At 70.9% G+C, this 25981-nt stretch carries 23 protein-coding genes and 2 pseudogenes; 10 read left to right on the plus strand and 15 right to left on the minus strand.

What is annotated here, in order from left to right:
- Nucleotides 1-6: 6 nt before the first annotated feature.
- A complete protein-coding gene (locus tag AOK03_RS10640) occupies nt 7-372 on the minus strand; it encodes an STAS domain-containing protein (RefSeq protein WP_244177558.1) in 366 nt (121 codons plus the stop codon).
- A 264-nt stretch (nt 373-636) separates the two neighbouring features.
- Between AOK03_RS10640 and AOK03_RS10645 the strand changes: the two genes are divergently transcribed.
- From AOK03_RS10645 to AOK03_RS10660, 4 genes are all read left to right on the plus strand, one after another.
- Nucleotides 637-1581 (plus strand): aldo/keto reductase, encoded by a 945-nt coding sequence (locus AOK03_RS10645; RefSeq protein ID WP_244177559.1) that lies wholly within the window; start codon nt 637-639, stop codon nt 1579-1581.
- Between the two features lie 110 nt (nt 1582-1691).
- Nucleotides 1692-2180, plus strand: coding sequence for an MSMEG_6728 family protein (locus AOK03_RS10650; RefSeq protein WP_055564937.1), 489 nt, complete (start codon nt 1692-1694; stop codon nt 2178-2180).
- 55 nt (nt 2181-2235) lie between these two features.
- On the plus strand, nt 2236-2880 hold the full coding sequence (locus tag AOK03_RS10655) for a hypothetical protein (RefSeq protein ID WP_055564938.1): 645 nt from the start codon (nt 2236-2238) through the stop codon (nt 2878-2880).
- 97 nt (nt 2881-2977) lie between these two features.
- A complete protein-coding gene (locus AOK03_RS10660; RefSeq protein ID WP_055564939.1) occupies nt 2978-3586 on the plus strand; it encodes a class I SAM-dependent methyltransferase in 609 nt (202 codons plus the stop codon).
- A 10-nt stretch (nt 3587-3596) separates the two neighbouring features.
- Here the strand turns inward: AOK03_RS10660 and AOK03_RS10665 are convergent, their stop codons facing one another.
- The 9 genes from AOK03_RS10665 to AOK03_RS10710 form a co-directional block, all read right to left on the minus strand.
- Nucleotides 3597-3809, minus strand: a complete 213-nt coding sequence (locus AOK03_RS10665; protein WP_157868914.1) for a hypothetical protein — start codon at nt 3807-3809, stop codon at nt 3597-3599.
- Nucleotides 3810-3905: 96 nt separating this feature from the next.
- Nucleotides 3906-4805 carry a Sir2 family NAD-dependent protein deacetylase gene (locus AOK03_RS10670; protein WP_055564941.1) on the minus strand — a complete coding sequence of 300 codons (900 nt, stop codon included), beginning with the start codon at nt 4803-4805 and terminating at the stop codon, nt 3906-3908.
- Nucleotides 4806-4875: 70 nt separating this feature from the next.
- Complete coding sequence (locus AOK03_RS10675; RefSeq protein WP_107097973.1) at nt 4876-6036, minus strand: aromatic acid exporter family protein; 1161 nt, start codon at nt 6034-6036, stop codon at nt 4876-4878.
- Between the two features lie 717 nt (nt 6037-6753).
- Complete coding sequence (locus tag AOK03_RS10685; RefSeq protein ID WP_244177560.1) at nt 6754-7356, minus strand: TetR/AcrR family transcriptional regulator; 603 nt, start codon at nt 7354-7356, stop codon at nt 6754-6756.
- 76 nt (nt 7357-7432) lie between these two features.
- A complete protein-coding gene (locus tag AOK03_RS10690) occupies nt 7433-8656 on the minus strand; it encodes a helix-turn-helix domain-containing protein (RefSeq protein ID WP_157868915.1) in 1224 nt (407 codons plus the stop codon).
- A gap of 183 nt (nt 8657-8839) precedes the next feature.
- Nucleotides 8840-9112, minus strand: a complete 273-nt coding sequence (locus AOK03_RS10695; RefSeq protein WP_157868916.1) for a hypothetical protein — start codon at nt 9110-9112, stop codon at nt 8840-8842.
- 275 nt (nt 9113-9387) lie between these two features.
- Nucleotides 9388-10074 (minus strand): hypothetical protein, encoded by a 687-nt coding sequence (locus AOK03_RS43930; RefSeq protein ID WP_244177561.1) that lies wholly within the window; start codon nt 10072-10074, stop codon nt 9388-9390.
- On the minus strand, nt 10074-10643 hold the full coding sequence (locus tag AOK03_RS10705) for an RNA polymerase sigma factor (RefSeq protein WP_157868917.1): 570 nt from the start codon (nt 10641-10643) through the stop codon (nt 10074-10076). Before AOK03_RS10705 ends, AOK03_RS43930 begins: the two co-directional genes overlap by 1 nt.
- Nucleotides 10644-11024: 381 nt before the next feature.
- Nucleotides 11025-13259, minus strand: coding sequence for an MMPL family transporter (locus AOK03_RS10710; protein ID WP_055564947.1), 2235 nt, complete (start codon nt 13257-13259; stop codon nt 11025-11027).
- 192 nt (nt 13260-13451) lie between these two features.
- Here AOK03_RS10710 and AOK03_RS10715 point away from each other — a divergent pair, with 192 nt between their 5' ends.
- Nucleotides 13452-14207: a TetR/AcrR family transcriptional regulator gene (locus AOK03_RS10715; protein ID WP_055564948.1), complete on the plus strand. Its 756-nt coding sequence runs from the start codon at nt 13452-13454 to the stop codon at nt 14205-14207.
- A 49-nt stretch (nt 14208-14256) separates the two neighbouring features.
- On the opposite strand, the gene AOK03_RS10720 is transcribed toward AOK03_RS10715, so the two are convergent.
- Complete coding sequence (locus AOK03_RS10720; protein WP_055564949.1) at nt 14257-15447, minus strand: serine hydrolase domain-containing protein; 1191 nt, start codon at nt 15445-15447, stop codon at nt 14257-14259.
- Between the two features lie 174 nt (nt 15448-15621).
- Here AOK03_RS10720 and AOK03_RS10725 point away from each other — a divergent pair, with 174 nt between their 5' ends.
- Complete coding sequence (locus tag AOK03_RS10725; RefSeq protein ID WP_055564950.1) at nt 15622-16761, plus strand: PQQ-dependent sugar dehydrogenase; 1140 nt, start codon at nt 15622-15624, stop codon at nt 16759-16761.
- A gap of 78 nt (nt 16762-16839) precedes the next feature.
- On the opposite strand, the gene AOK03_RS10730 is transcribed toward AOK03_RS10725, so the two are convergent.
- Nucleotides 16840-17511: a M15 family metallopeptidase gene (locus AOK03_RS10730; RefSeq protein ID WP_244177562.1), complete on the minus strand. Its 672-nt coding sequence runs from the start codon at nt 17509-17511 to the stop codon at nt 16840-16842.
- Nucleotides 17512-17719: 208 nt separating this feature from the next.
- Between AOK03_RS10730 and AOK03_RS10735 the strand changes: the two genes are divergently transcribed.
- Nucleotides 17720-20758, plus strand: coding sequence for a 3-keto-alpha-glucoside-1,2-lyase-like domain-containing protein (locus AOK03_RS10735; RefSeq protein WP_055564951.1), 3039 nt, complete (start codon nt 17720-17722; stop codon nt 20756-20758).
- Nucleotides 20759-20806: 48 nt separating this feature from the next.
- Here the strand turns inward: AOK03_RS10735 and AOK03_RS10740 are convergent, their stop codons facing one another.
- On the minus strand, nt 20807-21247 hold the full coding sequence (locus tag AOK03_RS10740; RefSeq protein WP_055564952.1) for an OsmC family protein: 441 nt from the start codon (nt 21245-21247) through the stop codon (nt 20807-20809).
- 95 nt (nt 21248-21342) lie between these two features.
- Between AOK03_RS10740 and AOK03_RS43935 the strand changes: the two are divergent.
- Nucleotides 21343-21828, plus strand: a pseudogene (locus AOK03_RS43935) (glycoside hydrolase family 16 protein); the annotation flags it as partial.
- A gap of 24 nt (nt 21829-21852) precedes the next feature.
- Here the strand turns inward: AOK03_RS43935 and AOK03_RS10745 are convergent.
- Nucleotides 21853-23898: a SpoIIE family protein phosphatase gene (locus AOK03_RS10745; RefSeq protein WP_055564953.1), complete on the minus strand. Its 2046-nt coding sequence runs from the start codon at nt 23896-23898 to the stop codon at nt 21853-21855.
- Nucleotides 23899-24086: 188 nt separating this feature from the next.
- On the opposite strand from AOK03_RS10745, the gene AOK03_RS10750 reads away from it, so the two are divergent.
- Nucleotides 24087-24347, plus strand: a complete 261-nt coding sequence (locus AOK03_RS10750; RefSeq protein WP_055564954.1) for a GlsB/YeaQ/YmgE family stress response membrane protein — start codon at nt 24087-24089, stop codon at nt 24345-24347.
- Nucleotides 24348-24470: 123 nt separating this feature from the next.
- Complete coding sequence (locus AOK03_RS10755) at nt 24471-25100, plus strand: alpha-ketoglutarate-dependent dioxygenase AlkB (RefSeq protein WP_055564955.1); 630 nt, start codon at nt 24471-24473, stop codon at nt 25098-25100.
- 4 nt (nt 25101-25104) lie between these two features.
- Here the strand turns inward: AOK03_RS10755 and AOK03_RS10760 are convergent.
- Nucleotides 25105-25981, minus strand: a pseudogene (locus AOK03_RS10760) (AfsR/SARP family transcriptional regulator); the annotation flags it as partial.

Raw genomic sequence — 25981 nt, forward strand, 5'->3', positions numbered from 1 at the left:
GGGCCGTCAGGCGGTCCTGGCCTGTTCGAGCGTGGCGTGGCAGGGGATCACCGCGTCGAGGCCGATGAGCTGGATGACGCGCAGGACCGGCTCCTGCGGGGCGGCGATGCGCAGCCATCCCCGGGATTCGTTCACTCGGTGGTGCGCGTCGATGAAGACGTTGATGCCGCTGGAGTCCATGAAGGTGACGTCGCTGAGATCGACCACGGTCCGCGGGGGCGTCGCGCCGTCCACGGGAATCAGGGCCCGGCTGAGCTCGTCCGTGACGGCGTGGTCGATCTCGCCGTGCAGAGCGACGATGCGCACGCCGTCGACCGCGGAGCACATGACGGAGAGCCCGCCGTGGCGGCCGGGTTGCGGGGATTCGGTCACGGTCTCCTCGGCGGTGCCTGGGGCGCTTCTCGTTCCGGGGCGTTGCTCGTTCCGGGGCGTTGCTCGTTCCGGGGCGGGTCGTGCCCGACCGATTCTGCCCCACGGCCGTCGGCCGGAGTGGCGGTTCCGGACCATGCGTCCGACAGCCACGCGTGACACCGCGCTTCGCGGGCATGACGTGAGCGGAGGACACGGCCCGGGCGGAACAGGCGACAGCGCCGTGGAGCCGTGCTCCAGGCAGGGCGACCCGAGGGAAGGCAACGCATGACTGCACAGACCGACGCACCCGCAGGGCGGCCGCTGTACGGGTGCATGGGACTCGGCGGCACCTGGGACGGCGCCCCGTACACCGCTGCGGACATCGCCCACGCCGAGGCCGCGGTCGAGGCCGCGCTGGCCATCGGCATCACCGCGTTCGACCACGCCGACATCTACCGGCGCGGCAAGTCGGAGGCGGTCTTCGGTGAACTCCTCGCCAGGGCGCCCGACCTGCGGGAGCGCATCGTCCTGCAGACCAAATGCGGCATCCGGCAGGCCGACGGGCACCACCCCGGCATGTACGACCTGCGGTCGCCGCACATCGTCCGGAGCGTCGAGGAGAGCCTCACCCGGCTGCGTACCGACGTGATCGACGTACTGCTCCTGCACCGCCCCGATCCGCTGGCCGACCCGCAGGACATCGCGAAGGCCCTCACCTCGCTGCACGGACAGGGGCTCGTACGCCGCTTCGGCGTGTCCAACATGAGCGCCGCGCAGGTCCAGCACCTCCAGGCCCACCTCGATCTCCCGCTGGTGGCCAACCAGCTGGAGATGAGCCTGAGCAGCCGGGACTGGGTCGAGGCGGGCGTCCTCGTGAACACCTCGGCCGCGGCCGGGAACGGTTTCCCGCACGGAACCGTCGAGTACTGCAACGCCCGCGAGATCCAGCTCCAGGCCTGGGGCGCCCTCGCCCAGGGCCGCTACACGGGCGCTCTCGACTCACCGGCCGCGCGGCTCGTCGCCGACCTGGCCGAGCGCAAACGGACGACACCGGAGACGATCCTGCTGTGGTGGCTCCAGCGCCATCCGGCCCGTATCGCCCCCGTCATCGGCACCAGTCGGCCCGAGCGCATCCTCGCCTGCCACGACGCCGTGAGCCGCGAGCCCGAGCTCACCCACGAGGAGTGGTACGACCTGTGGGTCACCGCCCGTGGCGGCCCCTTGCCGTGACCGGCGGCGTGCCCCGTACACGGGCGGCGTGACCCATACGCGGGCGACGCGACCCGTACGCGCGGGGCCGCCGGCGGGCGGGAGCGGGGCCGCCGCGGTAGGGATGGTGCGTGCAGACCTTCCTCCCGTACTCCGACTTCTCGCGGACCGCCGCCGTCCTGGACCGGGCCCGCCTGGGCAAGCAGCGGGTCGAGGCCCTCCAGGTGCTGCGCGGCCTGACCGTGCCCAGCTACGGCTGGCGGCACCACCCCGCGGTCCGCATGTGGACCGGCTACGAGGAGGCCCTGGTCCGCTACGGCCTCGACGTGTGCGCGGTGTGGGTGGCGGACGGGCACCCCGACACCTGCGCCACCACCATGGTCACCGACTTCGCCCGGCACCGTCCCGGCGCCGCCGTGCGCACCCAGGAGGAGCTCGCCGACGAGGACGAACTGCCGCCCTGGCTCGGGGATCCGGACTTCCACCGCAGCCATCGGTCGGCACTGGTACGCAAGGCGCCCGAGGTCTACGCCCTGCTCTTCCCCGACGTCCCCGACGACCTGCCCTACGTGTGGCCGTCCTCTGACCGGGACGGCCGAGACGACCGGGATCCTTCATAGGCGCTCCTACCGCGCCCATTTGCCAGACGGGTCACCCGCTCACAAGAATGATCGGATGGCAAACAGGGGGCGCATACTCAAGATCACGGCCGCACTGACGCTGACCTCGCTCGCGCTGACCGGCTTCACGACCGGCCGGGGGCACGGTGGCGGCAGTCGCCACGGTGGCGGGGGCGGCGGCGGAGGCGGCTGCAGCAACTCGAGCCAGGATCACGACAGTTCGTCGTCGAGCAGCTCGGGCTCTTCGGGCTCGGGGTCTTCCGGATCGGGCTCTTCCGGCTCGACGTCATCCGGTTCGGGCTACGACGACGATGACGATGTGTACGGCAGCAGCAGCGGGGGCCGGGACGGGGACAGCGGCGGCACCCGCAGGCGGCTGCCGAACGACCGCTCCTCCGCCTCCAGTTCGCCGGAGGGCCGTCGCACGGAGGACGGGAAGGCGAAACTGGTCCGCTGCGCGACGAAGGCGGCGCCGTACGCGACCGTCAAGGTCACGAACAGCAACGCCGAGGCGGGCCGCTTCTGGGTCTCGGTCACGTTCGTGGACGCCGAGGGCATCACCATCATCGAGCAGAGCGAGAAGGTCAGGGTCCCCGCGAACGGCAAGGCGACCGCGCGGGTCGAGATCGGTGGCGGCGGCCTGGTCGACTCGCTGGATCACTGCGAGGTGGATCCGCAGGCCCTGCCCGTCTCCGGCTGACCTCACCGTTTGCGCTTTCCGCAAAGAACTTTGCGCTCGTGGCCGGTGGGGGCGCACCTTGGCCCCTCACCGAAGAACGTCGAGAGGACCGGGTGGCATGGACGCCGAGCGCTGGGACGAGATGTACCGCAGCCGCGACCAGATCTTCAGCGGCAACCCCAACGGGGTGCTGGTCACCGAGATCGGTGACCTGCCGCCCGGCCGGGCACTCGACGTCGGATGCGGCGAAGGCGCCGACGCGCTCTGGCTGGCCCGGCGCGGCTGGCGGGTCACCGCGGTCGACGTCTCCGAGGTCGCCCTGCAACGCGCCGCCGCGAGCGCCGCCGCCTTCGGCATCGAGGACCGCGTGGCGTGGACGAAGGCCGACCTCACCACCACGCCGCCCCCGGCGGGCGCCTTCGACCTGGTGTCCCTCCAGTACTTCCCGCTCCGCCGCCAACGCGGTGACGCGGCGCTGCACGGCCTGCTGGACGCTGTCGCGCCCGGCGGCACCCTGCTCTTCGGCAGCCACGCCCTCGCGGACCTGGCCCACCACCGGTCGGAGGAGTTCGACCCCGCCGACTACTACCAGGCGGACGACATCGCCCCGCTCCTCGACTCCGCCTGGAGCGTCCTGATCGACGAGACCCGGCCCCGCACGACCCCGGCCCCCGCCGACACGCACCACACCCAGGACACCGTCCTGCGAGCGGTACGCCTGCCGTGACGGACGGGGATCAGGCGCGCTCGCCGTCCAGCACCCGCTGCACGGCCTGCTGAGCCGCGTAGAAGTCGGCGTCGGAGACCTGTGGGTCGTCCTCGACGCGGTCGAGCCACTCAGCGATCTCCTCGGGCGTCCAGAGGTCGAATCCCTTTGGAATGTCGAGCGTCGTGGTCTCGGCACGCAACTGCTCGGCGGCCACTGCTTCCTTGACGCTGCGCGTGCTCACTTCGATCATCGTGTCTCTCCCCTCGGGTCCGGGAACGGACGGGCGACGTTGCCAGAGGTGGCCCCGGGATGTCCAACCCGTCGTTCCCGGCCCGCCTCACGTCGGCGGGAGCGTCCGGGCCACCACGTCGGTCAGGGCTTGTCCCAGGGGGAGTTCGATGCGGGTGGCCCAGCGGTCGCCGCGGGTGGGGCCCTGGTTCACGATCAGGACCGGCGTACGGGACTGCGCCGCCTGGCGCACGAAGCGCAGGCCGGACATGACCGTGAGAGAGGAGCCGAGGACCAGCAGGGTGGTCGCCCCGTCGACGAGGCTCCGGCAGGCCGCGACGCGCTCGGGCGGCACGTTCTCGCCGAAGAACACCACGTCCGGCTTGAGCACGCCGGTGCCGCAGGCCGTGCACGCCACCGTCCGGAACCCGTCGACCGCGTCGTCGGGCAGATCCACGTCACCGTCCGGATTGACCTGCGCGGCGCGGTGCCGCTCGGCGACGGCCTCGAAGCCGGGGTTGGCCTGCCGGAGCCGGTCGTCGAGCGTCGCGCGGTCGACGGCGGCGCCGCAGTCCAGGCAGATCACCCGGCTCAGGGTGCCGTGCAGCTCCACCACGTCCCGCACTCCGGCGGCCTGCTGCAGCCCGTCGACGTTCTGCGTGATCACACCGGTGACGAGGCCCGCTCCGGCCAGGGCCGCGACGGCCCGGTGGCCGCTGTTCGGTCCGGCTCCCGCCAGCTGCCGCCTACCGAGCTGGCTGCGGGCCCAGTACCGTCGGCGCGCGTGGTCGCTGCCGGTGAATTCCTGGAACGTCATGGGCACGTGGTTGCGGCGGAACGAACCGTGTTCCCCGCGGTAGTCCGGGATGCCGGACTCCGTCGACAGGCCCGCTCCGCTCAGTACGACGACGCCTCCCGCCCGCACCGCGGCGACGACCGCCGACAGGTCGGTCGAGGCGGGCGGCAGGTCGCCCTGCGGCTCCCAGGTCAACGTGGGTCGCGTCCTCATGCCTCCCAGCTTATGGCCGGGTCCGGACGGTGATCCAGAACCGGGGCGGGCGGCCGGGGTCGCGTGCCGCTCAGGCGTCCGCGGTGTCCTGGAGCACGTCGCAGGTGTTCTGGAACTCCTCCATCAGGCGGGTGGCCTCGACGATCAGGACGCCGTACGGGCGGGAGGCGTCGGCCAGCGGCAGCCCGTACTCCTGTGCGACGTCGAGCACCTTCCGGAGCGCCTCCTGGGCGGTCGTCGCGAGTGCGCACATCTGCTCTGCCTGGTCGGCCAGCGTGTCGGTGTCGAGTTCGGCGATGACGTGCGCGATGTCGCGCAGGCTCGCGGCGAAGTCGGCGTAGACCTCCAGGGCCGGGGCGTAGGTGTAGGTGTCCTCCGTCTCTCGCCAGCGGCCGAGGCTGCGGGTGAGCGAGCCCAGCTGGTAGACCGCGCGTTCCATGGCGTCCAGCGCCTGCCGGTAGCGGCCGAACGAGAGGTAGCCGCGGTGGGCGGGCAGCAGCCGACGGGGGTTGAAGGGCAGGCTGTTCTCCGCCGTGCTCAGCCCGGCCCGCGCCTGGCCCACCGCCTCCTGCACGCGCTCGCCCGCCTTGCGCCACTGCTCGGCGCGCTCGGCGTCCACATCGCCGCTGCACAGGCCGTCGGCCATGTCGTCGAGGAGGGATGCCATCTCGGCGGCCAGGGCGCGCAGGCCCTGCTCGGCGCTGCGGTAGCGCAGTGGGGGCGCGATGCAGAGGTTGACGACCAGCCCTACGCCGCAGCCGATGAGGACGAGGAGGACGATCTGCCCGAGCTGGTGGGCCCTGTCGGCGTTCGTGGCGGCGGCGGTGTAGGTGGAGAAGGCGAAGAACGCGGCGGTGGCGACCTGGGAGCGCTGCTCCCCCAGCGCGGTCCACTGGCCCAGGCTCAGCGCGATGACGGCGACCACGGCGAAGGCGAACAGCTCGGGTCCTGCCGTGAAGCCGATCGCCGCCTGCACCGCCACCCCGACGACGACCGCCGCGATGTAGCGCAGCGTCTCCCACACCGACCGCTGGAGGGTGACGTCCATGGTCAGCACCGCGGAGAACGATGCGAACGCCGGGGACGCGGCGTTCATCAGGTCGTGCGCGATCCACCACGACAGCGTCGCCGCCAGCACAGACTTCGCGACCAGGAGCACCGTGTGACGCTCGTGCCCGGACGAGCCCCACGCCCGCGCCGCCCAGACTCCGCCCCTGCGCAACCGCTCCACCACGTGCTCCGACCGCCCTTGCGTGCTCGGCCCCGCCCATCAGGGACCACACACACTGTGTAACCCACATCGGTCGATTGAAGCGGGAGCGTCGCCCTGCCTGCGGAAATCCTCAGGTGCCGCCACTTCGACGGGGAGAGCGGGACGAGGCGGACCACGGCCCGGCGGCCGGGCTCCACGGAGGGGGGGGGCAGCTCCGCCCAGAGGGCGGCGACGCAGAGGTCGGGTCCGCCTGACGCGTTGCGGTGTCCGATGTCCCACAGGGGGCGCAGGACGCCGGCCCCCGGGAGCGGTGCCCTGCGGCGGCCCGCACCGGCGGGTGTGAGGGTGTCGGCTCGGACGATGATGCCGTGGCGTGTCTCGTGGGAGCGCCAGCGGCACCAGGCCGCGCTCCGGTCCAGCCGCGTCCGCTCGGCGGCGGTGGCGAGGGACTCCCAGAAGCCGGGCGGCAGCGCGTCGGTGTCACCGCCGAGTTCCTCCAGCAGGGTGAGGGCCACTTCCCACTCGTCGTGGGCCAGGTACTCCCGGACGTCGTTCACCGTGCTGTCGTTCTCGGTGGCGATGTCTGCCGGGACCATCAGGGAAGCCGCTGCCGGCCAGGAGACCGCGTCGGGCCGCGAGGCCGCGTCCAGGCGTGCGGCGGCGATCCGCCCCCGACTCCCCTGCTCCAGCGAGTGCATCTCTTCGTCCTCGGGGTCGGTCGTCCTGGGGGTCACTTCAGGTGGCGGTGCGGATCGCGTGGGCGCAGCGCCGGGCGAGGGCCGTCACGTCCTCGGACTCGGACAGGTCCACCCCGGCGAGTGCCGCGGCGTACATGCGGATCCCGAGGTCGGTCGGCGGGCGGTCCAGACGTGCGCCGATGATCGCGCACAGTTCGTGCCCCACCTGGTCGCAGGCCATCAGCCACGCCGTGCGCAACGCCGGTGCGGTGTCGGCGAGCCGGATCATCCTCATCGCGAGCTGCTCGTCGGCAGGGGCGACGGGCGGCTCGGCGTGACCGGTTCTGCTGGCGGTCAGCTCGGCATCCAGGTGGTCTTCGCGGGAGCTGTGCCGGGGCCAGCGGCGCAGCACGCCCAGCAGGGTGACCACGCCCTGCATGATGACCGGCTCCGCGCAGCTCTCCTTGCCGCGGAAGTGTCGCCGGATCGTGCGCGTGGGCAGGCCCACGGCCTCGGCGATCTGGTCGCCGCCGGTCGCGGCCACGCCCTGCTCCCACAAGAGGCGGGCCGTCTCCCGGGAGATCTCCAGGCGCAGCCGCGCACGCCGCTGCTCGCTCGTCCCTCCCCCGCTGCGCTGCTTCGTGGTCGTGGCGCCTCGCACCCTCCCTTGCCCTCTCATCAAGGGACGGCATGTCACTAAGTGACATTGGCCGTGATGCGAGGCGGCCCGCCCGCCCTCAGAGGGCCGCCGCTCTCGCCCGCCGGGCGATGGTGCGGCGCACTTGCATCCGCATGTGCTCGGTGAGCAGCGGGTTGCTCTTGAGGACACCGTTGAACTGGGTCAGCAGCCGGAAGACCGCGACGGGGCCCGTCGTTCCGCGGCTCGGGCACGCGAGGGGTGGCAGCGGCAGGGCCCGACCGGTCAGCGCCAGCCTGTTCTGTGCGGCGGTGTGCCAGAGCGGCTCGAAGTAGGCGGCTTCGCCGTTCAGCGCGAAGACGAGTTGCTGGACGGTCTCCCAGTCCAGCACCGCGGCGCTCTCCAGCATGGCGGTGATCTCTTGGACGGTCAGACGGCCGTTCCCCGCGGCCAGTTGGACCGGATCGGGGCACCCGGCGCGCCGGTGCAGATAGCGCAGCGCCGCATGCAGGGAGGGTGCGGCGTTCCGCTTCGCGCCGCGCCGGGTGAGGGCGTTCTCCCACAACGGCCGCAGCTGGGCGGGCGAAGCGCCGCAGGCACGGGCCAGACGGCAGACGACGGACCAGGACGGCAGGCGTTCGCCTGCGAAGATGCGCGAGACGTAACTCGGCGAGAGGCGGGCCTGTTCGGCGACCGAACGCAGGGTGCGCCCGCTGGCGCGGTGCAAGGAGGCCAGGGCGGGGGCCAGTTCTTCGGCACAGACGACGACGTCCGCACCCTCCTCGTCGGCGTGCTGGCCGAAGGTGCCGGTGATCATGTATCGGACCGGGCCGGGGCCGGGGCCCTCGTCGGGCCCCGCCGGTCTGCGCGGCGCGGGCCCCGACGGGCGTTGGGGACGCGGTGCACGCTTGCGCTGGTAACGCTCCATGGCGGTGGCGTATTTGTGGCGGACGGTGTCCGGGGTGAGGTTCATGGCCGACCCGACGTTCGTCCAATTCGCGCCGCGGGCCCGGGCGCGGCCGACCAGCCCGATGGTGACGGCGTCCAGTCGCTGCTGGATGCGCACCAGGATGCGCAGGGGGTCTTCGGGCGGCGCACCGGAGTAGTCGAGGGAGCCGAGCAGTTCCTCGACCTCGTCCTGGATGGCGTGGAAGTCCTGTAGGAGCTGCTCGTCGACGAGTCGGGTGTCGGGGGGCTCCGGGCGGCTCTTCCTGCTGTCACGGTTGGCGGCCTGGCGGCACTTGGTGCCGCAGTAGATGCCGGGGCGTCCGGCGCCCTGCGAAATCCAGGTGGTGCCGCACTGCGGGCATACCCTTTCTCGCATGTTCGGCTGATTCATGAGAGGTCCCTTCCTGGCAAAAGAGGTGGCCAAAGGCTCGGGCCACCACACTGCTACGGCCGTGCATTCCGTGACAGGCGCCGGTGATCCAATCCCCTTTTCGTCGGGAACTGGAGCACCGGCGTGGCACCGGAGGCCAGCCGTTGAAGCCGGCCTCCGGTGGTCCGGTCAGTTCTGTCCGGTGCGGCCGAGCAGATACACCCCGCCCATCCACACAGCGGCAATGACGAGGGACGCTGTGGTTTCGGAGAGGCTCGGCTCGCCGTAGAACACGATCAGCGGCGGCGCCTGCAGGGCCGTGACCAGCGGGTTGCCAGGTTTGTTGCCTGCCGGGTGTTCAGTGTTGCCCGTCATATACGGGGTGCCCGGTGCGCTGTTATGGTCGGGACCGGTTCGGCGCCGAGTGCGCTCGAACCGGAAGCGGCCAGGGAAATGGGGCATGTATCGCGTCCTCTTTCTTGGTTTGCATTCATCAAGAGCGCGAGCCCGGGACCCCGCTAAGAGAACGGGCTCGCGCTCGGTGAGCGTAGTGACACGGTATGCGCAAAGCTATTCGGACATTTGCCCCCAACTGCAGTGCATTTTCGGGCCGATCGGACACTTTCGTAGACCCCCTGCGGCCTCTTTGCATCCACTACGCCGAACAATCCCGCACCCGCGAATTGCTTCTGCTATAGGCGGGCGCGACGGCGCACGCGGGGCGGCCCGGCGCCGGCTCACCGGCTCACCGCGAGCGCCACGTCGTCCGTCTTCATGAAGGCCCGCAGAACCGTGTCGTTGCCCCCGAGCAACTCCCGCGCCCCGGAGTCGTCGTACGGCGAAGCGCCCCGCTCCAGCCGGGGCAAATGACGCTCGGCGAATCCCAGCAGCCGGGAGAACGCCCGCCACACGCGGGCCTCCGGGACCGTCCCCACGGCCGCGTGGTGCGCCGCCAGCAGGTACGCGGCCAGCGGATCGCCCGCACCGGCCGCGAACCGCCACCAGAAGAGCGCGCCCTCACGCCGGTCCAGCACGTACAGCAGACAGGCGAACGTCCGCGCCCCGGCCTCGTCGTAGTCGTCGGCGAAGTCGGCCAGGGAGTCGATGTGCGCGGAGCTCACCACCTGTCTGCACAGCCCCCGCACGTGCTCCAGGACCGCGTCCGGCGCGGCCGCGGGGTCGGGTGGGCAGAGTGGCGTGGGGCGGCGGCGCGCCCCACGCCGCGAGCGGGGCCGCGAGGCGCCCGTACGGCGTGCGGGCCCCGGGGCCTCCTTGGCCGCGGCGGCGCCGCTCTGGACACGCGGCGGCAAGGAGGCGTCCTGGGTGATCCGGACGGCGAGGCGATGCATGAAGGCGTCGCTGTCGTGGGCTTCGAATTGAAGATCCAGTTCCTGCGCGCTGTTGCGCAGGATGTCTTCCAGCATCAGGAATCTCCTTTTCCCCGAGTGGGGAGATCCATGAGGGATTGAAGGTCTTTGAGGCCTCTGCACACGTGCACCTTCACGCAGTCCGGGCTGATCTCCAGCCATTCCCCGACTTCGTGGTTGGTCAGTCCGCACAGGAACCGCAGCCGCACGCAGGCCGCCCGCACGGGCGCGCGTTCCTCCAGGCGCTCCAGAGCCCGGTCCAGCTCCTCGTAGTCCTTGAGGGCGAGCAGGTCGTCGGCGGCCGGGACATCGGCGAAGGGCAACTCCCCGTAAGGCGTCTCCCGGTCGGTTATCCGGGCCTGCTTCCGGAAGAAGGTGGCTATCTCCCAGTTGAGAATCTGATGGGCGTACGCAACGGGATTCGCATGAGCATGAATCCGCGGCCACTTGCGGTAGATGCGCACGCCCGCGTTGAGGACCACCTCTTCGGCGTCGTGCACATTGCGCACCCGCGAAGCCGCCGACTTGAGGAACTCCTTCTCGTGCTCCCGGAAGAACGTCTCGAAGTCGGCTGTCAGCTCGGCAGGATCGATCAGAGGGTGCTCCTGCTCAGACGGTTCAGTCACCCCCCGCACCCCCTTCGGCAGGATGCCAGGCCCATTGAGGCCTCACGGACTGCTCCTTTTCGGTTCGCACGGCCGGCCGGGAGCGCCCCGTTGCGCGCCCGGGAGGACATCGTCCTCGCCCCTACATCGCGCCGTCGCGCGCCTCGGGTTAACCCGGTGGCCGAACTTCTTTGCGGAACCCGAGATTCCGTTCGCCACGGACTGTGCCACCTGCACATACCGAGAGCGCTGTGACGGAGGTCACGAGTGGAGGTCTGAGTGAACCGGCGCCGATCGACGTCGTACGTCGACTGACGACGAGAACACCGGAACGCCGAAACGCCGGGACGCGACACGGGCGGCCCTCACCCGTGTCGCGTCCCGGCGTCCCCTCGATTCGCGTCAGACGCCCGCCGAATCCTTCTCCTGCGGGGTCACCGCCACGGGCCCCCGCGGCGCGGGCACGGGCCCGTCCTCGCTCAGACCGAACCGGTCGTGGAACCTGCGCAGCGGCCCGGGTGCGTACCAGGCGGAGCGGCCGAGCAGGCGCATCGCGGCCGGGACGAGGATGCCGCGTACGGCGATGGCGTCGATGAGGATGGCCAACCCGCTGCCCAGGCCGAAGAGTTGCATGAAGCTGATCTCGGCCGTACCGAACGCGAAGAAGCTCACCGCGATCAGCGCGGCCGCCGCGCTGACGATGCGCCCGGTGTGCCCGAGGCCGCCCACCACCGCGGACTCGTTGTCCTCGCCCAGCTCGTGCAGTTCCTTGATCCGGCTGGTGACGAAGACTTCGTAGTCCATCGAGAGGCCGAAGGCGACGCAGAACATCAGCACCGTCATCGACGTCTCCATCGGCTGTGCGGTGAAGCCGAGCACTCCGGAGAGATGGCCGTCCTGGAAGATCCAGGTCATCACGCCGACGGTCGCCCCCAGGCTCACCGCGTTGAGGACCAGCGCCCGCAGCGGCTGCACGATGCTGCCGGTGAAGAGGAAGAGGAGCAGGAAGGTGGTGACGACGATCAGGCCCACGGCGAGCGGCAGCCGGTCGGCGATCGAGGCGTTGGAGTCGACGAGTTCGGCGTCGCCGCCGCTCACCAGCGGCTGCGTCCCGGACGGCGGTGCGGCCGCCCTGACCTCCTCGACCAGGTCCTTCGCCGCGTCGGACTTCGGAGTCAGGGTGCTCACCACGTTGAGCTGCTGTGCGGCGGGGCGGCCGAGCGCCGCGTTGCCGGGGCCGGTCGCCTCGGGCCGACCGTCGGCGTAGGTGCCCGCACTGGTCTCGACGCGGGCGACACCTTCCAGACCGGACAGCTTCGCCGCGTACGACGCCAACGGGCCCTTCTGCACGGCCTGGTCGATGACGACGTGCAGCGCCGCCGCGTCGTTGCCGTGGAAGTTCTCCCGCAGCGACACCGAGACCTCACGGCTCTTGGCGTCCTCGGGCAGGACGCGTTCGTCCGCCGTGCCGAAGGTGATGCCGAGGAGCGGGCTCGCCGCGAGGAGCAGCACCGCGAGGACGGGCAGCGCGGTGAGCGCCGGGCGCCGCATGGCGGTGCGGGCGATGCGCCCCCACCCCGACTCCCGGGCCCCGGAGCGCGCCCGCCTCGCCCACGGCATCCGCCCGCTGTTCACCCGGTGTCCCAGCACGTTGAGCAGCGCGGGCATCACGAACAGGGAGGCGAGGGCCGCGATGACGACGACACCGACCCCGGAGTAGCCGAACGAGCGGAGGAAGTACTGCGGGAACACCATGAGCGCCGCGAGTGCGGCCGCCACGGTCGCCGCGGAGAACGCGACCGTACGGCCCGCCGTGCTCATCGTCTTGCGGACGGCGTCCTCCACGCTCGCCCCCGCCGCGAGCTGCTCGCGGAACCGGCTGATCATCAACAGGGCGTAGTCGACGCCGAGTCCGAGACCGAGCGCCGTGGTCAGGTTGATGGCGAAGACGGAGACATCGGTGACGCTGCCGACCACGTAGAGCTCCGCGAACACGCCCACGATGGCGATGAGCGCGATGGCCAGCGGCAGCAGCGCGGAGACCAGGGTGCCGAAGACGACCAGGAGCAGCAGGAGGATCAGCGGCACGGCGATGGTCTCGGCCAGGACGAGGTCCTCCTCGGTCTGCGGCCCCATCTCGTAGCTCACGCCCGCGCTGCCTCCGGCCTTGACCGTGAGCGTGTCCTTGTACGTTCCCGCATAGTCGTCGATGACGCCCTTGGCGTTCTCCTGCTGCTCCGCGTCGTGGCCCTTCACCCGGGCGAGCACGATGGCCTCGCGGCCGTCCTTGGAACGGAGGTCGGGGCTCCGCGTGTCCCAGTACGAGACCACGTTCTGCAGGTCCGCCTCTTCCTTGAGGTCGGAGACCAGTGCCCGGCCGCTCTGCCGGGCGGCGGGGGCGTCGATGCGGCCGTCGGCGGCACGGACGAGGAGGACCAGGTTCGTCTCTCCGCCGAGCTTCTCGTCGATGACGTCCCTGGCCCGGGAGGACTGGGAGGCCGGATCGTCGAAGCCGCCCCCCAGCAGCTTCCCGAACGCACCGGCTCCCAAGGCGCCCATGAGGGCCACGACCACTACGGCGACGATGAGTACCAGCCGGGACCGGCGGATCGCCAGCTCCGCTATGCGTTCGAACACGCGCTTTCTCCTTCGGAGTTCGGATTCGCGGTGGATGAGGCATGCGGCGGGCGGGGCGACCGTGCGGTGTCGAGCTCCTCGCCGCCGTTGCCGACGCTAGCGGGGCACAACAAAATTGAGCAGTGTTAGATTTTCTTCACGGGTTATCGGATTCCGGTGCCGTGGCGAGGGTTACCGGCGTACGGTCGCCGTATGTCCATCCGTGAAGCCCCTTCAGCCAGGCCGTCGTTGCGCGAGCGGCGGCGGGCCGTCGCCGTGGACGAGATCGTGAGCGCCGCCGAGTCCCACATCGCCGAAGAAGGCCCGCACGCACTGTCGTTGCGCGCGGTGGCCCGGAGCCTGGGCATGACCGTGCAGGCGCTGTACCACTACTTCCCGAGCCGGGACGACCTGGTGACGGCGCTCATCACCAAGGCGTACGACGACCTGGCCGACGCCGTGCAGGCCGCGACGGAGAGCACGCCGGACGAGCCGGACCTGCCGGGAATGATCGTCGCGGCCGAGGGCTACCGCCGATGGGCGATCGACAACCCCGAGCGGTTCCAGCTCCTCTACGGAGCGCCGCTGAGGCACTACCACGCCCCCGTCGACGGTCCCACCACGGAGGCGAACCGAAGGATGAGCGCGGTCTTCGAGCGGGAGCTGTTCCGGGGGTTCACTCCGGAGCAACTGGCGGCCGCCGACGTCCGGTTGCTGTCACCCGAGTTCCTGGGGCACCTGACCCGGCTGTCGCCACCGGCGGACGGGACGTCACCGGGCGACGGGGCCCTGCCGCCCGCCGCGACCGCCCTCATGCTCAGTGTGTGGGGCTATGTGCACGGCATGGTCGTCCTGGAGGTGTTCGGGCACACCGGATTCCTCGGCGTCCACCAGTCCGAGCTCTACCGTATGGCGATGCGGAACCTGTACGACGACGTGCGCCGGCGGATACCGACGCACACCGCTTGACGCGGCACGGCGGCTCAAGGCCCCGGCCGCTCCTCCTTACCGCAGTCCCTTATCCCTTGCCGCAGAACTCCGCTTCGAAGACGTTCTCGTAGAGCCGACCGTCCTCCAGCCAGTCGCCGTTGAGGTGGAACGTCAGCGTGTGCTTGCCATCGGCCGTGGTCGCCGTGCTGGTCAGCGAACCCCAGACGATGCCGTCATGGCCGTAGACCTTCACTCCGCACGACAGGGTGCGGACGATCAGACCGGCGCCGTATTCGAAGAAGGTGCCCGTCTCGACGGTGTCCAGCAACTCCCGCTGCTGAGCGGGCGGCAGCAGCTCACCCTTGATCAGGGCGCTGTAGTAGCGGTTGAGGTCTCCCGTGGTGCTGATGACCTCGCCGGTCGCGCCGGACCACGCCGGGTTGTACTCCGTGGCGTCGTGGATCTCGGGGCCGGGGTTCTCGGCGTACAGCTTGGAGTAGCCCTTCGCGTACGGGGCGGGCATCTTCGGGTCGGTGCCGGGGAACGACGTCTCGCGCAGCTTCAGGCGCTTGATGATGCGCCGTTCGGCCTCGTCCGCGTACGTGTGGCCGGTGGCCTTCTCGATGATCATCCCGGCGAGCACGAAGTTGGTGTTGGAGTAGTTCCAGCTCGTGCCGGGCTCGAAGTCGGGCTTGTACTTGAGCGCCAGGCCGACGATCCGCTCGGGACTCCAGGTCTCGTAGCGGTGGAGCAGGAAGCCGGGACCGTTCATGTACTCCCGCCACTCCGGCGTGGACACCATGTCGTGCACGCCGCTGGTGTGGTTGAGGAGCTGCCGCACCGTGATCTTGGTGCCGTCGTAGCCGTTGCCGCGCAGGACGCCGGGCAGCCAGCGCTCCACGGAATCGTCCAGGCTCAGCTTGCCCTCGGCCTCCAACTGCAGCAGGACCACCGCGATGAGGGACTTGGTGTTGCTCCCCGCGCGCAGGTGGTCCGCCGCGGTGCGTTCGCGCTTCGTCGCGGTGTCGGCGTATCCCGCGGATCCGAACCACTTGCCCCGCGGGCCGTTGACCTCGGCGGCCACGCCCGGCATTCCGGCCTCTGCCAGCGCGTCGACGGCTCGCTGGGTGGCGGCGTGCTTGCCGCTGGAACCGGACCGGCCGGAGTCCTCGGCCGCGGTCCCGGTGCCGGTGGCTCCCGCCAGGGCGACCGCGACGCCGAGCGCCACGGCGCCGCTCCTGCGGGCCGTCCGCCTCCGTCGAGCGGTACGAATGGACATGCGTTTCCCCCCACATGGTGAAGCATGATCATTTGACGGAGGCAGTCTACGAGGCGGAGAACGACGGGTTCATGGTCTATACCAAGAACTCCTGCCCCAGTATTCTCACCGTGGCCAGTGGCACACCGCACCATCCCCCCACCCCGGTTGCACACGGCCTCCAGGAGGATCACGGTGAAAGTTCGCACCAGAAGTACGGCGGTCATCGGCTCCATCTGCCTCATCGCATCCCTCGCCCTCACCACGGCATCGGCCGACGAAGGCGCCGCCCCGCGCGAGGCCGCGAAGGTCGCGCTCACCAAGGTGGCCACGGCCAAGAACCCGTCCGCCGGTGCGGCCGGTCCAGGCGGCACGGTCTGGATCGCCGAACGCGCGGGAACCGTAAGGACTCTGACCGGGCAGGGGCTCAGCAAGCCCGTCCTCGACATCTCCGCGGAGACCACCACCGACGGCGAGCGGGGCCTGCTCGGCATCGCGTTCGACAAGGACTTCAAGCACTTCTACATCTCGTTCACGAACCTCGAAGGCACCAGCACCATCGACGAGTTCGCCGTGCGGAAGGGCAAGCTCCAGCCGGACACCCGGCGCACCGTCCTCACCCAGACGCAGCCCTACGCCAACCACAACGGCGGCGACATCAAGTTCGGCCCCGACGGCTACCTCTACATCGCGTTCGGCGACGGCGGATCGGGCGGCGACCCGCACGGCAACGGGCAGAACCTCGACACGCTCCTGGGCAAGCTGCTGCGGATCGACCCGCGCGGCGGCAAGCCGTACGCGATCCCGGCGGACAACCCCTTCGTCGGCGACCCGAAGGCGAAGGACGAGATCTGGTCGTACGGGCTGCGCAATCCGTGGCGGTTCTCGTTCGACGCGGGCAGCGGCGACGTGTTCATCGGTGACGTCGGCCAGAGCGCCTGGGAGGAGATCGACCGGGCTCCGGCGGGCAGCAAGGGCGGCGAGAACTACGGCTGGTCGCAGATGGAGGGCACCCACCCCTTCCGCGAGGGCACCGAGCCCGCGAACCACGTGCCGCCGGTCCACGAGTACGACCGCAACGGCCTCGGCTGCTCCGTCACCGGCGGCTTCGTGTACCGGGGCAAGGCGATCCCCGAGCTCAAGGGCCAGTACCTGTTCAGCGACTACTGCGACGGCACCGTCCGCGCCCTGGAGATGAAGGACGGCAAGGTCACCGGGGTGAACGACCTGGGAGTCAACGGCGGTGAGGTCGTCTCCTTCGTGCAGGGCGGCAACCGCGAGCTGTACGTGCTCGACCTGGGCGGAGCCGTGTCCCGCATCGACCCGGCGGCGTAGCGCCGACGAGCGCGGCACGCCGGACCCAGCCGGACCAGTCCCTTCGGGCCCCAACGCCCCGGTGGCCCGAAGGGACTGTCATCGCCCGTTGGCCGAGAAGTGCTGGTAGTCCGGGGGCTGCCAGCGCCCGCCCCACTGCCAGCCCACCCTGCGCATCGCCCTCGTGATGACGTCGCCGGATCTGATCATGCCCTTCGCGGTGCGGCGCCGGTCCAGGAAGGCGGCTCCCGCGGCGGGGTAGACGCGTCCGTTCCGGTCCACGTACGGATTCTCCAGCGTGTTGATGTCCACGGCGTCCCCGTACGAATGCTGCGAGAGCCTGGACGCATCGCCCGTGACGGCACGGCAGTTGAACGCCGAGGTGTTGTCGGCCCTCATGGCCGCCGTGTCACTGCCCCCGAACGCCGCCATCGGCCGCATCCGGCGGATGGGGAACCGGGCGTCGAAGGCCCGGCCGAAGACGTGCAGCAGCGGCCGCACGGCCTGCTTGCGCACGACGAGTTCACCGGCGTGGACGCGGCCGTCGAACCCCCAGTGGTTCATCCGGACGCGCCGGAGTCCGGCGGGCGCCACCGGGCACCCCGGATGCCAGCTGCGGCCCAGCTCACGCGCGGAGACGGCGGTGACCCGCGCGTCCAGGGAGGGGCCCTGCGCTGCCCCGGCGGCCGACGGCGCCGGGCCGAGGGCGCCGAGGAGGACGGCGGCCGGGACAGCGGACGCGAGGAACGCACGGGCTGGAAGCGTGATCACTGCACAGACATAACGCGGCCCCACGGGCCCACCCGGTCCGAACAGCCGACCGTCGGCCGCCATTCGCCCGATTGGGCGGCCCGCACCCGCCCTTCGTTCTTCCTTTCTCTGGACAAAGTGTGGACGTCCTCCGGCACCGTCCCTACGCTGAGCGTCGCTTTGCCACAGAGATCTGCGTAACCCATGTCGGAACCACGCAGGAGGAAGAGTGAAGCCACGCCCCAGGCCGAATTCCGGCCGAACCCGCAACCCCCACCGCAGAGCTCGAAGATCCACGGGACTGCTGCTCGCCGCCCTTCTCGGCGGCGGTCTGCTCACGCCCGCCGCGGCCGCGGACGACGAACCGCGGCCGTTCGCGGACCTGCCGCCCCAGGAACCCGGTGTCACCCTGCGGGTGTTCGACGTGCAGACCCCGCTGGAGAAGCTGTGCGACCTCAAGCCCGCACAGACCCCCAACGTCGACAAGCTGATCCCGACGGCCGACTGGACGTCGACCGAAGGATTCGGCTTCAGCAACAACTTCGTGTCGCAGATCATCGGCAACCTCAACGTGCCGGAAGCGGGCGCGTACGACTTCCGGTTGATCAGCGACGACGGCTCACGGCTCTTCCTCGGCAACCAGCAGGTCATCGACCACGACGGGCTGCACGGCGCCGAGCCCAAGGACGGGAAGATCACGCTCAACGCCGGCTATCAGCCGCTGCGCATCGACCACTTCGACGCGGGCGGCGACCAGCAGGTCACCCTGCAGTGGAAGCCGCCGGGCGCGAGCGAGTTCAAGGTCGTGCCGAACTCAGTGCTCAGCACCGACGCCGACGTCGTCCGGGTCACCGCGCCCGGCCGCAAGGAGTGCGAGGGGACGTACGACACCCCTGGCGACGGCCTTCCGCTGACCGAGGTCAACCCCGGCTACAAGCTGACCGAGCTGCGCCCCAAGGGCTTCGAGCCACAGGTCTCCGCGATGGACTGGCTGCCCGACGGACGCCTCGCGATCTCCACCTGGGGCGGCAGCACCGAGACGAAGGGCGAGGTCTATCTCCTGGACCACGTCACCGGGGACACCGCCCCCGAGAAGGTCACGTACAAGAAGATCGCCGACGGGCTCAGGGAGCCGATGGGCATCAAGTACGTGGACGGAAAGCTGTACGTGTCGGAGAAGCACCAGCTGACCGAGTTGAACGACACGAACGGCGACGACGTCGCCGACGAGAAGCGGAAGATCGCCGAGTGGCCGTACGGCAAGAACTTCCACGAGTTCGCCTTCGGACTGCTCTACGAGAAGGGCGACTTCTACCTGAACCTCTCCGTCGCCATCAACTACGGCGGCGCGACCACCGACCCGCAGCCCGCTCCGAACCGGGGCACGACCATCAAGGTCAACAAGGCGACCGGCAAGGTGAGTTACCTCGCCGGGGGCCTGCGCACCCCGAACGGCATCGGGCGCGGCCCCGGCGGCGACCTGTTCGTCACGGACAACCAGGGCGGCTGGCTGCCCGCCTCCAAGCTGGTGCACATCAAGCAGGACCGGTTCTTCAACCACTACATGAACCCCGACGGGCCCTACGACGACAAGCCCGTCACCAAGCCGGTCCTCTGGCTCCCGCAGAACGAGATAGCCAACTCGCCCAGCACTCCCATGCGGTTGAAGAAGGGGCCGTTCGCCGGGCAGATGGTCTTCGGTGACGTCACGTACGGCGGGCTGCAGCGCGCGGATCTGGAGAAGGTCGGCGGCGAGTACCAGGGTGCGGTGTTCCGGCACACCCAGGGACTCGAAGCCGGTGTCTCGCGGATCAGCGAGGGTCCCGACGGCGCGATCTACACCGGTGGCCTGGGCGCGGACGGCAACTGGGGCCAGGAGGGCAAGCTCCGCTTCGGTCTGCAGAAGCTGACGCCGAGCGGGAAGACCGCCTTCGACATCAAGACGATGCGCGCCACACGTGACGGCTTCGACCTCACCTACACCAAGCCCCTGTCCGAGGAGACCGCGGCCAAACTGACCGAGGGCGCGTACTCGGTCGAGCAGTGGCGCTATGTGCCCACTCCGGACTACGGCGGTCCGAAGGTCGACGAGGAGTCGCTGCCGGTCGCTTCGGCGAAGCTCTCGGACGACCGGCGCACGGTGCGGCTCACCGTCCCCGGCCTGAAGCCGGACCGTGTGGTGCACGTGCGGTCGCCCCGCCCGTTCTCGTCCGCCGAGGGCGAGCAGCTGTGGTCCACCGAGGCCTGGTACACCCTCAACGCCAAGCCGGGGCCGCAGGAGCCCGTCACCACGTACGACGCCGAGTCCGCGAAGCTGTCCGGCAGCGCCGACATCGACAACGAGCACGCGGGCTTCACGGGTGGCGGCTTCGTCGACGGCTTCGGCGACAAGGGGGCGAAGGCGAGCTTCGACGTCGTGGTCGACAAGGCGGGCGCCTACGACGTGGGGCTGCGCTATGCGAACGGTCCGCATCCGGCCCCCGGCACCAAGACGGTCGGGGTCAGCGTCAACGGCGGCGCGGCGAAGCAGACGAGGCTGCCGTCCACGGGCGAGTGGAACCGCTGGTCCACGAAGACCGAACGGCTCGCCCTGCGCAAGGGGCACAACACGATCGCTTACGCCGTCGGCGCCGAGGACAGCGGTCATGTGAACCTCGACGCGCTGGACGTGCGCCGCCCCGGCGCCAGGATCGATCTGTTCTCCGGCGGCAGCGTCTCCACCGCCTGGCAGCACACCGATGGCCGCAGCGCCGCATGGCCGCACAAGGCCGAGAGGTCCATGGAGGTCTGCTGCGGCGATCTGCGCACGAAGCAGGCCTTCGAGGACTTCAGGCTCCACGTCGAGTTCCGGGTGCCGAAGCTGCCGGACGACGTCACCGGGCAGGACCGCGGCAACAGCGGGGTCTACCTCCAAGAGCGTTACGAGGTGCAGATCCTGGACTCGTACGGCGTCGAGAAGCTCGCGGACAACGAGGCGGGGGCGATCTATCAGAAGAAGGCCGCCGACCGTAACGCGTCGAAGGCGCCGGAGACGTGGCAGACGTACGACATCACCTTCCGTGCCGCCCGCTTCGACGCGGACGGCAAGAAGACGTCGGACGCCCGGGTCACCGTGGTCTGGAACGGCGAGAAGGTCCACGACGACGTGGCCGTGGACGGTCCGACCGGTGCGGGTGACGCCGAGTCGGCGGCGGCCGGTGCGATCCGGCTGCAGGACCACGGCAACAAGGTGCGCTTCCGCGACGTGTGGGTGGAGCCGCTGTCCTGACCGGTCCCCTGCCGACGGTTCCCGGGCCGTCGGCAGGGGCTCGTCCGGTCATCCCCCGGCGAAGAGGGTGGTCCCGTCGGGGCCGATCGCCTCGACGCGCGCACCGTGTTCCACGGTGCGGCTGACCGTGCAGTACTTCTCGTGGGTCAGCCGGATGGCCCGCTCCAGGGCTTCGGCGGCTCGGGTGTCGCCCTCGGGCAGGTCGAGTTCGTAGGAGACCCGTACGACGCCGACGCGGCCGTCGTCCTCGGGCCGGGACACCGAGTCCACGACGATGCGCAGCGCGTCGTGGTCCACGGTGCGTGCCGTGCGGTCCACGACGAGCCCGCCGCAGCCGCCGAGCGCGGCGAGGAGGAGCTCCACGGGGGTGAAGGAGGGCTGGGCGTCGGGGTTGTCGGCGGCGGCGACGCGGACCTCGGCGCCGCGGTCGTTGCGGGCTGTCCAGTCGCGTTCGCCATTGCGTACGGTCTCGATGCGGTAGTCGGCCATGGCGGAACGGTAACCACGGTCGGGCCCGGCGCGGCGCAGGCCGGTCCGGGGAGTGTCAGGGGCCTGCTGGACGACGCCCCGGGTGGAGGAGGCGCAAGAACGGGACGTACGCGGCGCGCGTGAAGTTCAGTGACGCTCCGCGCGGCGGACCGGACGGCGACCACCTGGTGCAGACGTTCTTCACCATCAACGACCTCAAGGCGCCGATGGCCGACGACTACGCCGAGTACGACTTCGAGTATCTGCCCAACGGCGGCTGGGGCGAGCCCTCGAACATCCTCTACACCACCTCCTGGGAGACCTACGCCCCGGACCCGTGGCAGGCCGTCAACCAGCACACGGAGAGCAGGCGGAGCTACGCGGGCTGGCACGACCTGGCGCTCACCATCGACGGCAGCTCCATCCGTTACTACGTCGACGGGCAGTTGTTCGGCACGCACGACGCCGCGTATCTGGCGGGGCAGTCGAGCACGACGCCGCGCTCGTACGACCAGCAGGTGGACTACGTCCTGCACGTCAAGGACCAGGTGCTGACACCGGAGCAGGTCTCGGCGAAGGTGGCCGGCTACCGGGCGCCGGGCGCCCGGGCGTCGGGCCGCGGGCGGTCAGTCGTCCGGCACCGCGAAGTCGCACCACACGGCCTTGCCCTCGCCCCGCGGCTCGACTCCCCAGTTCGCCGCCACCGCCTCCACCAGGAGCAGCCCCCGGCCCGAGGTGGCGGTCTCCGCGGGGGACCTCCTGCGGGGGCGGGTGCTGGAACGGTCCTTCACCCACAGGCGGACGCGGCGTGGGGGACCGGAGAGCACTTCGAGGGTGAGGATGGCGCCTCCGTCGGTGTGGACCAGGGCGTTGACGAGGAGTTCCCCGGCGGCCACTTCGACGTCGTCGGCGACCGTGCCGAACCCCCACGAAGCGAGGTGTTCGCGCAGTGCGGCCCGTGCGTCGGCGAGTCCCTCGGGGTCGGCCTGGTGGACGTACCGGTGGATGCGCGGTTCCTGGAGGGTCCCCGGGTCGGGCAGCCTGCGCAGGACCAGGAGCGCCACGTCGTCGCTCGAACCCCATCTCTCCCACAGTGCGCGGGAGAGGTGGTCCGCGAGGGCCTCGGCCGACTCGGGGCCCTCGCTCATCACCTGGGCGAGGTTGTGCATGCCGGTGTCGAGGTCGAGGGCGGCGTCCTCCACGAGTCCGTCGGTGCAGAGCACCATGGTCTCGCCCGGCACCAGGTCGAGGCGGACCTCGGGGTAGTCCTCCATGCCGAATTCGGTGGCGAGGCCCAGCGGCAGCCCGCCGGGGACCCGTGGCACGCCCACCCGGCCGTCCACGTGGCGCACCAGGGGCGGCAGATGCCCGGCGCGGACGGCGCGCACGATGCCGGTGGCGGGGTCGAACTGCGCATAGGTGCAGGTGGCAAACCGTTCGGTGTCCAGCTCGGCCAGGAACCGCGAGGCGCGGGAGAGGACCGTCCCGGGCGGATGCCCCTCACCGGCGAAGGCCCGCAGGGCGATGCGCAGCTGACCCATGATGGCCGCGGCGTGGGTGTCGTGGCCCTGCACGTCGCCCACGACCAGGCCGATGCGGCCGCGGGGCAGGGCGATGACGTCGTAGAAGTCTCCGCCGACATCACGGCCGCCCCAGGCCGCGTGGTAGCGCACGGCGACCTCGGAGTCCGCGACGTCGGGCACTCCGCGCGGCAACATCGTGGCCTGCAGGCTCTTGGCGAGGTCCCGCTCCTCGTCGAAGAGCATGGCCCGCTGCAGCGACTGCGCGACGATGCCGGAGAGCCCGATGCAGAGGTTGCGGTCGGCGTCGGTGAAGTCCTTCCGGCCGCGGTAGAAGAGCGCGAGTCCGCCGATGGCACGGTCCTGGGCGACGAGCGGCAGGAACGCCGCCGAGTCCAGACGCATGTGCTCGATGTACGGGCCCAGACGGGTGAACCGGCTCGAGAGATCGGGCAGCGAGCCGACGAAGCGGGGCTGACGGGTCATGACGGCCTCGGCCAGCGGCAGCGACTCGTCGACCTTGCGCAGCTTGAGTTCGTCGAGGGCCTGCATCGTCTGGCCCACCAGGGCGATCAGCTTCAGGTTCTCGCCCTCGACGAGTCCCAGGACCAGGCCGTCGGCGGCGAACCGGTCGAGGCCGCTCGCGCCGGACAGGACGGCGACCACGTCGTCGACCGTGACGGCCCGCGAGAGGGCCTGGGTGGTGCCCTGCACCATCAGGGCGATGCCCTGGCGGCGCTCCTCCCTGGGGTCGATGGCGGCGAGTTCCGCCGCGTCGTCCGAGGCCGTGCGCAGGACTCCCAGGACGCGCACCGCCCGGCCCTCGTCGTCGCGCACGATGTGTCCGCGCGCGTGGCCGAGGTGGTTCGAACCGTCCCGGTGCCGGGCCCGGAAGTAGACGCCGTACAGGTCCTTGCCGGATGCGACGGCCTCGGTCACCGCGTAGTTGATGCGTACGGCCTCTTCAGGAGGGATGCGCCCCTGCAGCGAGGTCACCAGGCCGTCGAATTCGTCGGGACGCAGGTCGAGGACCGCGAGGGATCCGGCGTCGAGCCCGAGCTCGCCGGTCTTCAGGTCCCAGTCGAAGCCGCCCACGCCGGTGCGGAGCAGGCACTGTGCCACATCGACGGGTCTGTTCTTCGCTGACGTCATGGCTGTCTCCGGTATGCCGCTCGGCCACCATATGCGCCCCGCACCTCACCCGCCCGCCGGAGTCCGGCGTGCCATTGGTCCCGTCAAACGTGACCTTGGTCCTGTGTGAGTCGTCGTCGAGGGGACATCCGCTCTGTGTCGGCCTGGAGATCCAGCGCCGACCCGAGCACAAAGAGAGGAACGTTCTCGTGGGCATCATCGCCTGGATCCTGATCGGTCTCATCGCCGGGGCCATCGCCAAGGCCCTCACTCCCGGCAAGGACCCGGGAGGCTGCCTGGTGACGATGGTGATCGGCATCGCGGGCGGGCTGCTCGGCGGCTGGCTGGGCAAGGTGGTCTTCGGTGTTCACTCGATCAACGGGTTCTTCCACCTCTCGACCTGGATCGCCGCCATCGTCGGCTCCGTGATCGTTCTGTTCGCGTACCGGCTGTTCACGGGGAAGCGGTAGCCCCCCCCGACCCGACGGTCCCCACGGGGCGTGTGCCCGGCCGGGCACACGCCCCCGCGCCGTTTCCGGACCGGCCCACTTCCCCATTAGCTCACGTGTTCGATTCACGGTTACACTGGCCGCATGGCAACGCACCAGCTCCAGGGATCGCTCTTCGACCAGGGCGACGACGTGCGTCTGGGCGCTCTGGGCGGGGTCCGCAGGACGGTCCTCGGCGACGGCGCGTGGATCGACCTGCTGCCGGGCTGGCTCGGCGGCGCCGACGTCCTGTTCGAACGGCTGGCCGCGGACGTCCCGTGGAAGGCGGAGCGCCGCCAGATGTACGAACGGATCGTGGACGTGCCACGCCTGCTCGCCTTCTACGGCGCGGGCGAGCCCCTCCCCCACGCCGTCCTCGACGAGGCCCGGCAGGCCCTCTCCGAGCACTACGCCACCGAGCTCGGCGGGGCGTTCACGACGGCCGGGCTGTGCCACTACCGCGACGGGCGCGACAGCGTGGCCTGGCACGGCGACCGGATCGGCCGGGGCGCCCGCGAGAACACGATGGTCGCCATTCTCTCCGTGGGAACCCCCCGCGACCTGCTGCTCCGCCCCCTCCGCGGCGGCTCGACCGTCCGGCAGCCGCTCGGCCACGGCGACCTGATCGTGATGGGCGGCACCTGCCAGCGGACCTGGGAGCACGCGATTCCCAAGTCCACCCGGGCCACCGGCGGCCGCATCAGCATCCAGTTCCGGCCACGCGGCGTGCGCTGAGCGGTCACCGCACCGGGCCGCGCAGCGCGAACAGCCGGGTGAGCGGGTGGAAGCGGTAGCGCCCGGGCGCCCGGGACTCCAGGAGCTGCACGTCGACCAGCTGCTCCAGGATCACCTCCGTCGCCGACAGCGCCCCGCCGGTTGTCACGGCCGCCTCCGCCACCGTCAGCTCGCCCTGCTCCGCCGCCAGCAGCGGAAGAGCGAGAGCGGCCGCCCGGCCCGTGGGCCCGCGGGCCTGCAACTCCCGATGACCGGCCGCCAGGGCCGCGTGCATGTCCAGATCCGCGAAGGACAGTTCGGCGAGCCGGCGCGCGGGGTCCGCGAGCCGGTCGGCGAGTTCCCGTACCGGCCACCGGGGCCGGGCCGCGAGGCGGGCGCCCGCGATGCGCAGGGCCAGCGGGAGGTGACCGCAGTGCCCGGCGATGACCTCGGCGGCGCCGTGTTCGGCGGTCAGCCGCCCCGGTCCCGCCCAGAGGCCGAGGACCGCGATGGACGCGGGCGGGGGCAGGGGCGTCAGGTGGAGGTGGGTGGCGCCGTTCAGGGTGGCGAGGACGCCGAGGCTGGTGACGAGGACCGCGCAGCCGTGCGCCGCGGGCAGCAGCGGTCGCACCTGGGCCGCGTCCAGGGCGTTGTCGAGGACGATCAGCACCCGCCGCTCGGTGAGCAGCGTGCGGTAGGCGGCGGCCGCGTCCTCCGCGCTGCCCGCGTACGGCCTCGGCGCACCCAGCGCGCCGAGGAAGCGCCTGAGGACGACGGCGGGCGGGACCGGACGGTCCGCGCGGTGTGAGCCCCGCAAGTCGGCGTAGAGCTGGCCGTCGGGGAACCGTTCCGCGAGCCGGTGGGCGGCGTGCACGGCGAGCGCCGACTTGCCGACGCCGCCG

Source organism: Streptomyces atriruber, from assembly GCF_001418325.1.
Classification (GTDB): Bacteria; Actinomycetota; Actinomycetes; order Streptomycetales; family Streptomycetaceae; genus Streptomyces; species Streptomyces atriruber.

Bases quoted from the DNA above. Each gene is read 5' to 3' on its own strand.
- AOK03_RS10670 (WP_055564941.1), bottom strand. From the start codon at position 4,805: ATGAGGACGCGACCCACGTTGACCTGGGAGCCGCAGGGCGACCTGCCG.
- AOK03_RS10645 (WP_244177559.1), top strand. From the start codon at position 637: ATGACTGCACAGACCGACGCACCCGCAGGGCGGCCGCTGTACGGGTGC.
- AOK03_RS10740 (WP_055564952.1), bottom strand. From the start codon at position 21,247: ATGGCCGACTACCGCATCGAGACCGTACGCAATGGCGAACGCGACTGG.
- AOK03_RS10695 (WP_157868916.1), bottom strand. From the start codon at position 9,112: ATGCCCCATTTCCCTGGCCGCTTCCGGTTCGAGCGCACTCGGCGCCGA.
- AOK03_RS10655 (WP_055564938.1), top strand. From the start codon at position 2,236: ATGGCAAACAGGGGGCGCATACTCAAGATCACGGCCGCACTGACGCTG.
- AOK03_RS10745 (WP_055564953.1), bottom strand. From the start codon at position 23,898: ATGACGTCAGCGAAGAACAGACCCGTCGATGTGGCACAGTGCCTGCTC.
- AOK03_RS10755 (WP_055564955.1), top strand. From the start codon at position 24,471: ATGGCAACGCACCAGCTCCAGGGATCGCTCTTCGACCAGGGCGACGAC.
- AOK03_RS10690 (WP_157868915.1), bottom strand. From the start codon at position 8,656: ATGCGAGAAAGGGTATGCCCGCAGTGCGGCACCACCTGGATTTCGCAG.
- AOK03_RS10720 (WP_055564949.1), bottom strand. From the start codon at position 15,447: ATGTCCATTCGTACCGCTCGACGGAGGCGGACGGCCCGCAGGAGCGGC.
- AOK03_RS10715 (WP_055564948.1), top strand. From the start codon at position 13,452: ATGTCCATCCGTGAAGCCCCTTCAGCCAGGCCGTCGTTGCGCGAGCGG.
- AOK03_RS43930 (WP_244177561.1), bottom strand. From the start codon at position 10,074: ATGCTGGAAGACATCCTGCGCAACAGCGCGCAGGAACTGGATCTTCAA.
- AOK03_RS10660 (WP_055564939.1), top strand. From the start codon at position 2,978: ATGGACGCCGAGCGCTGGGACGAGATGTACCGCAGCCGCGACCAGATC.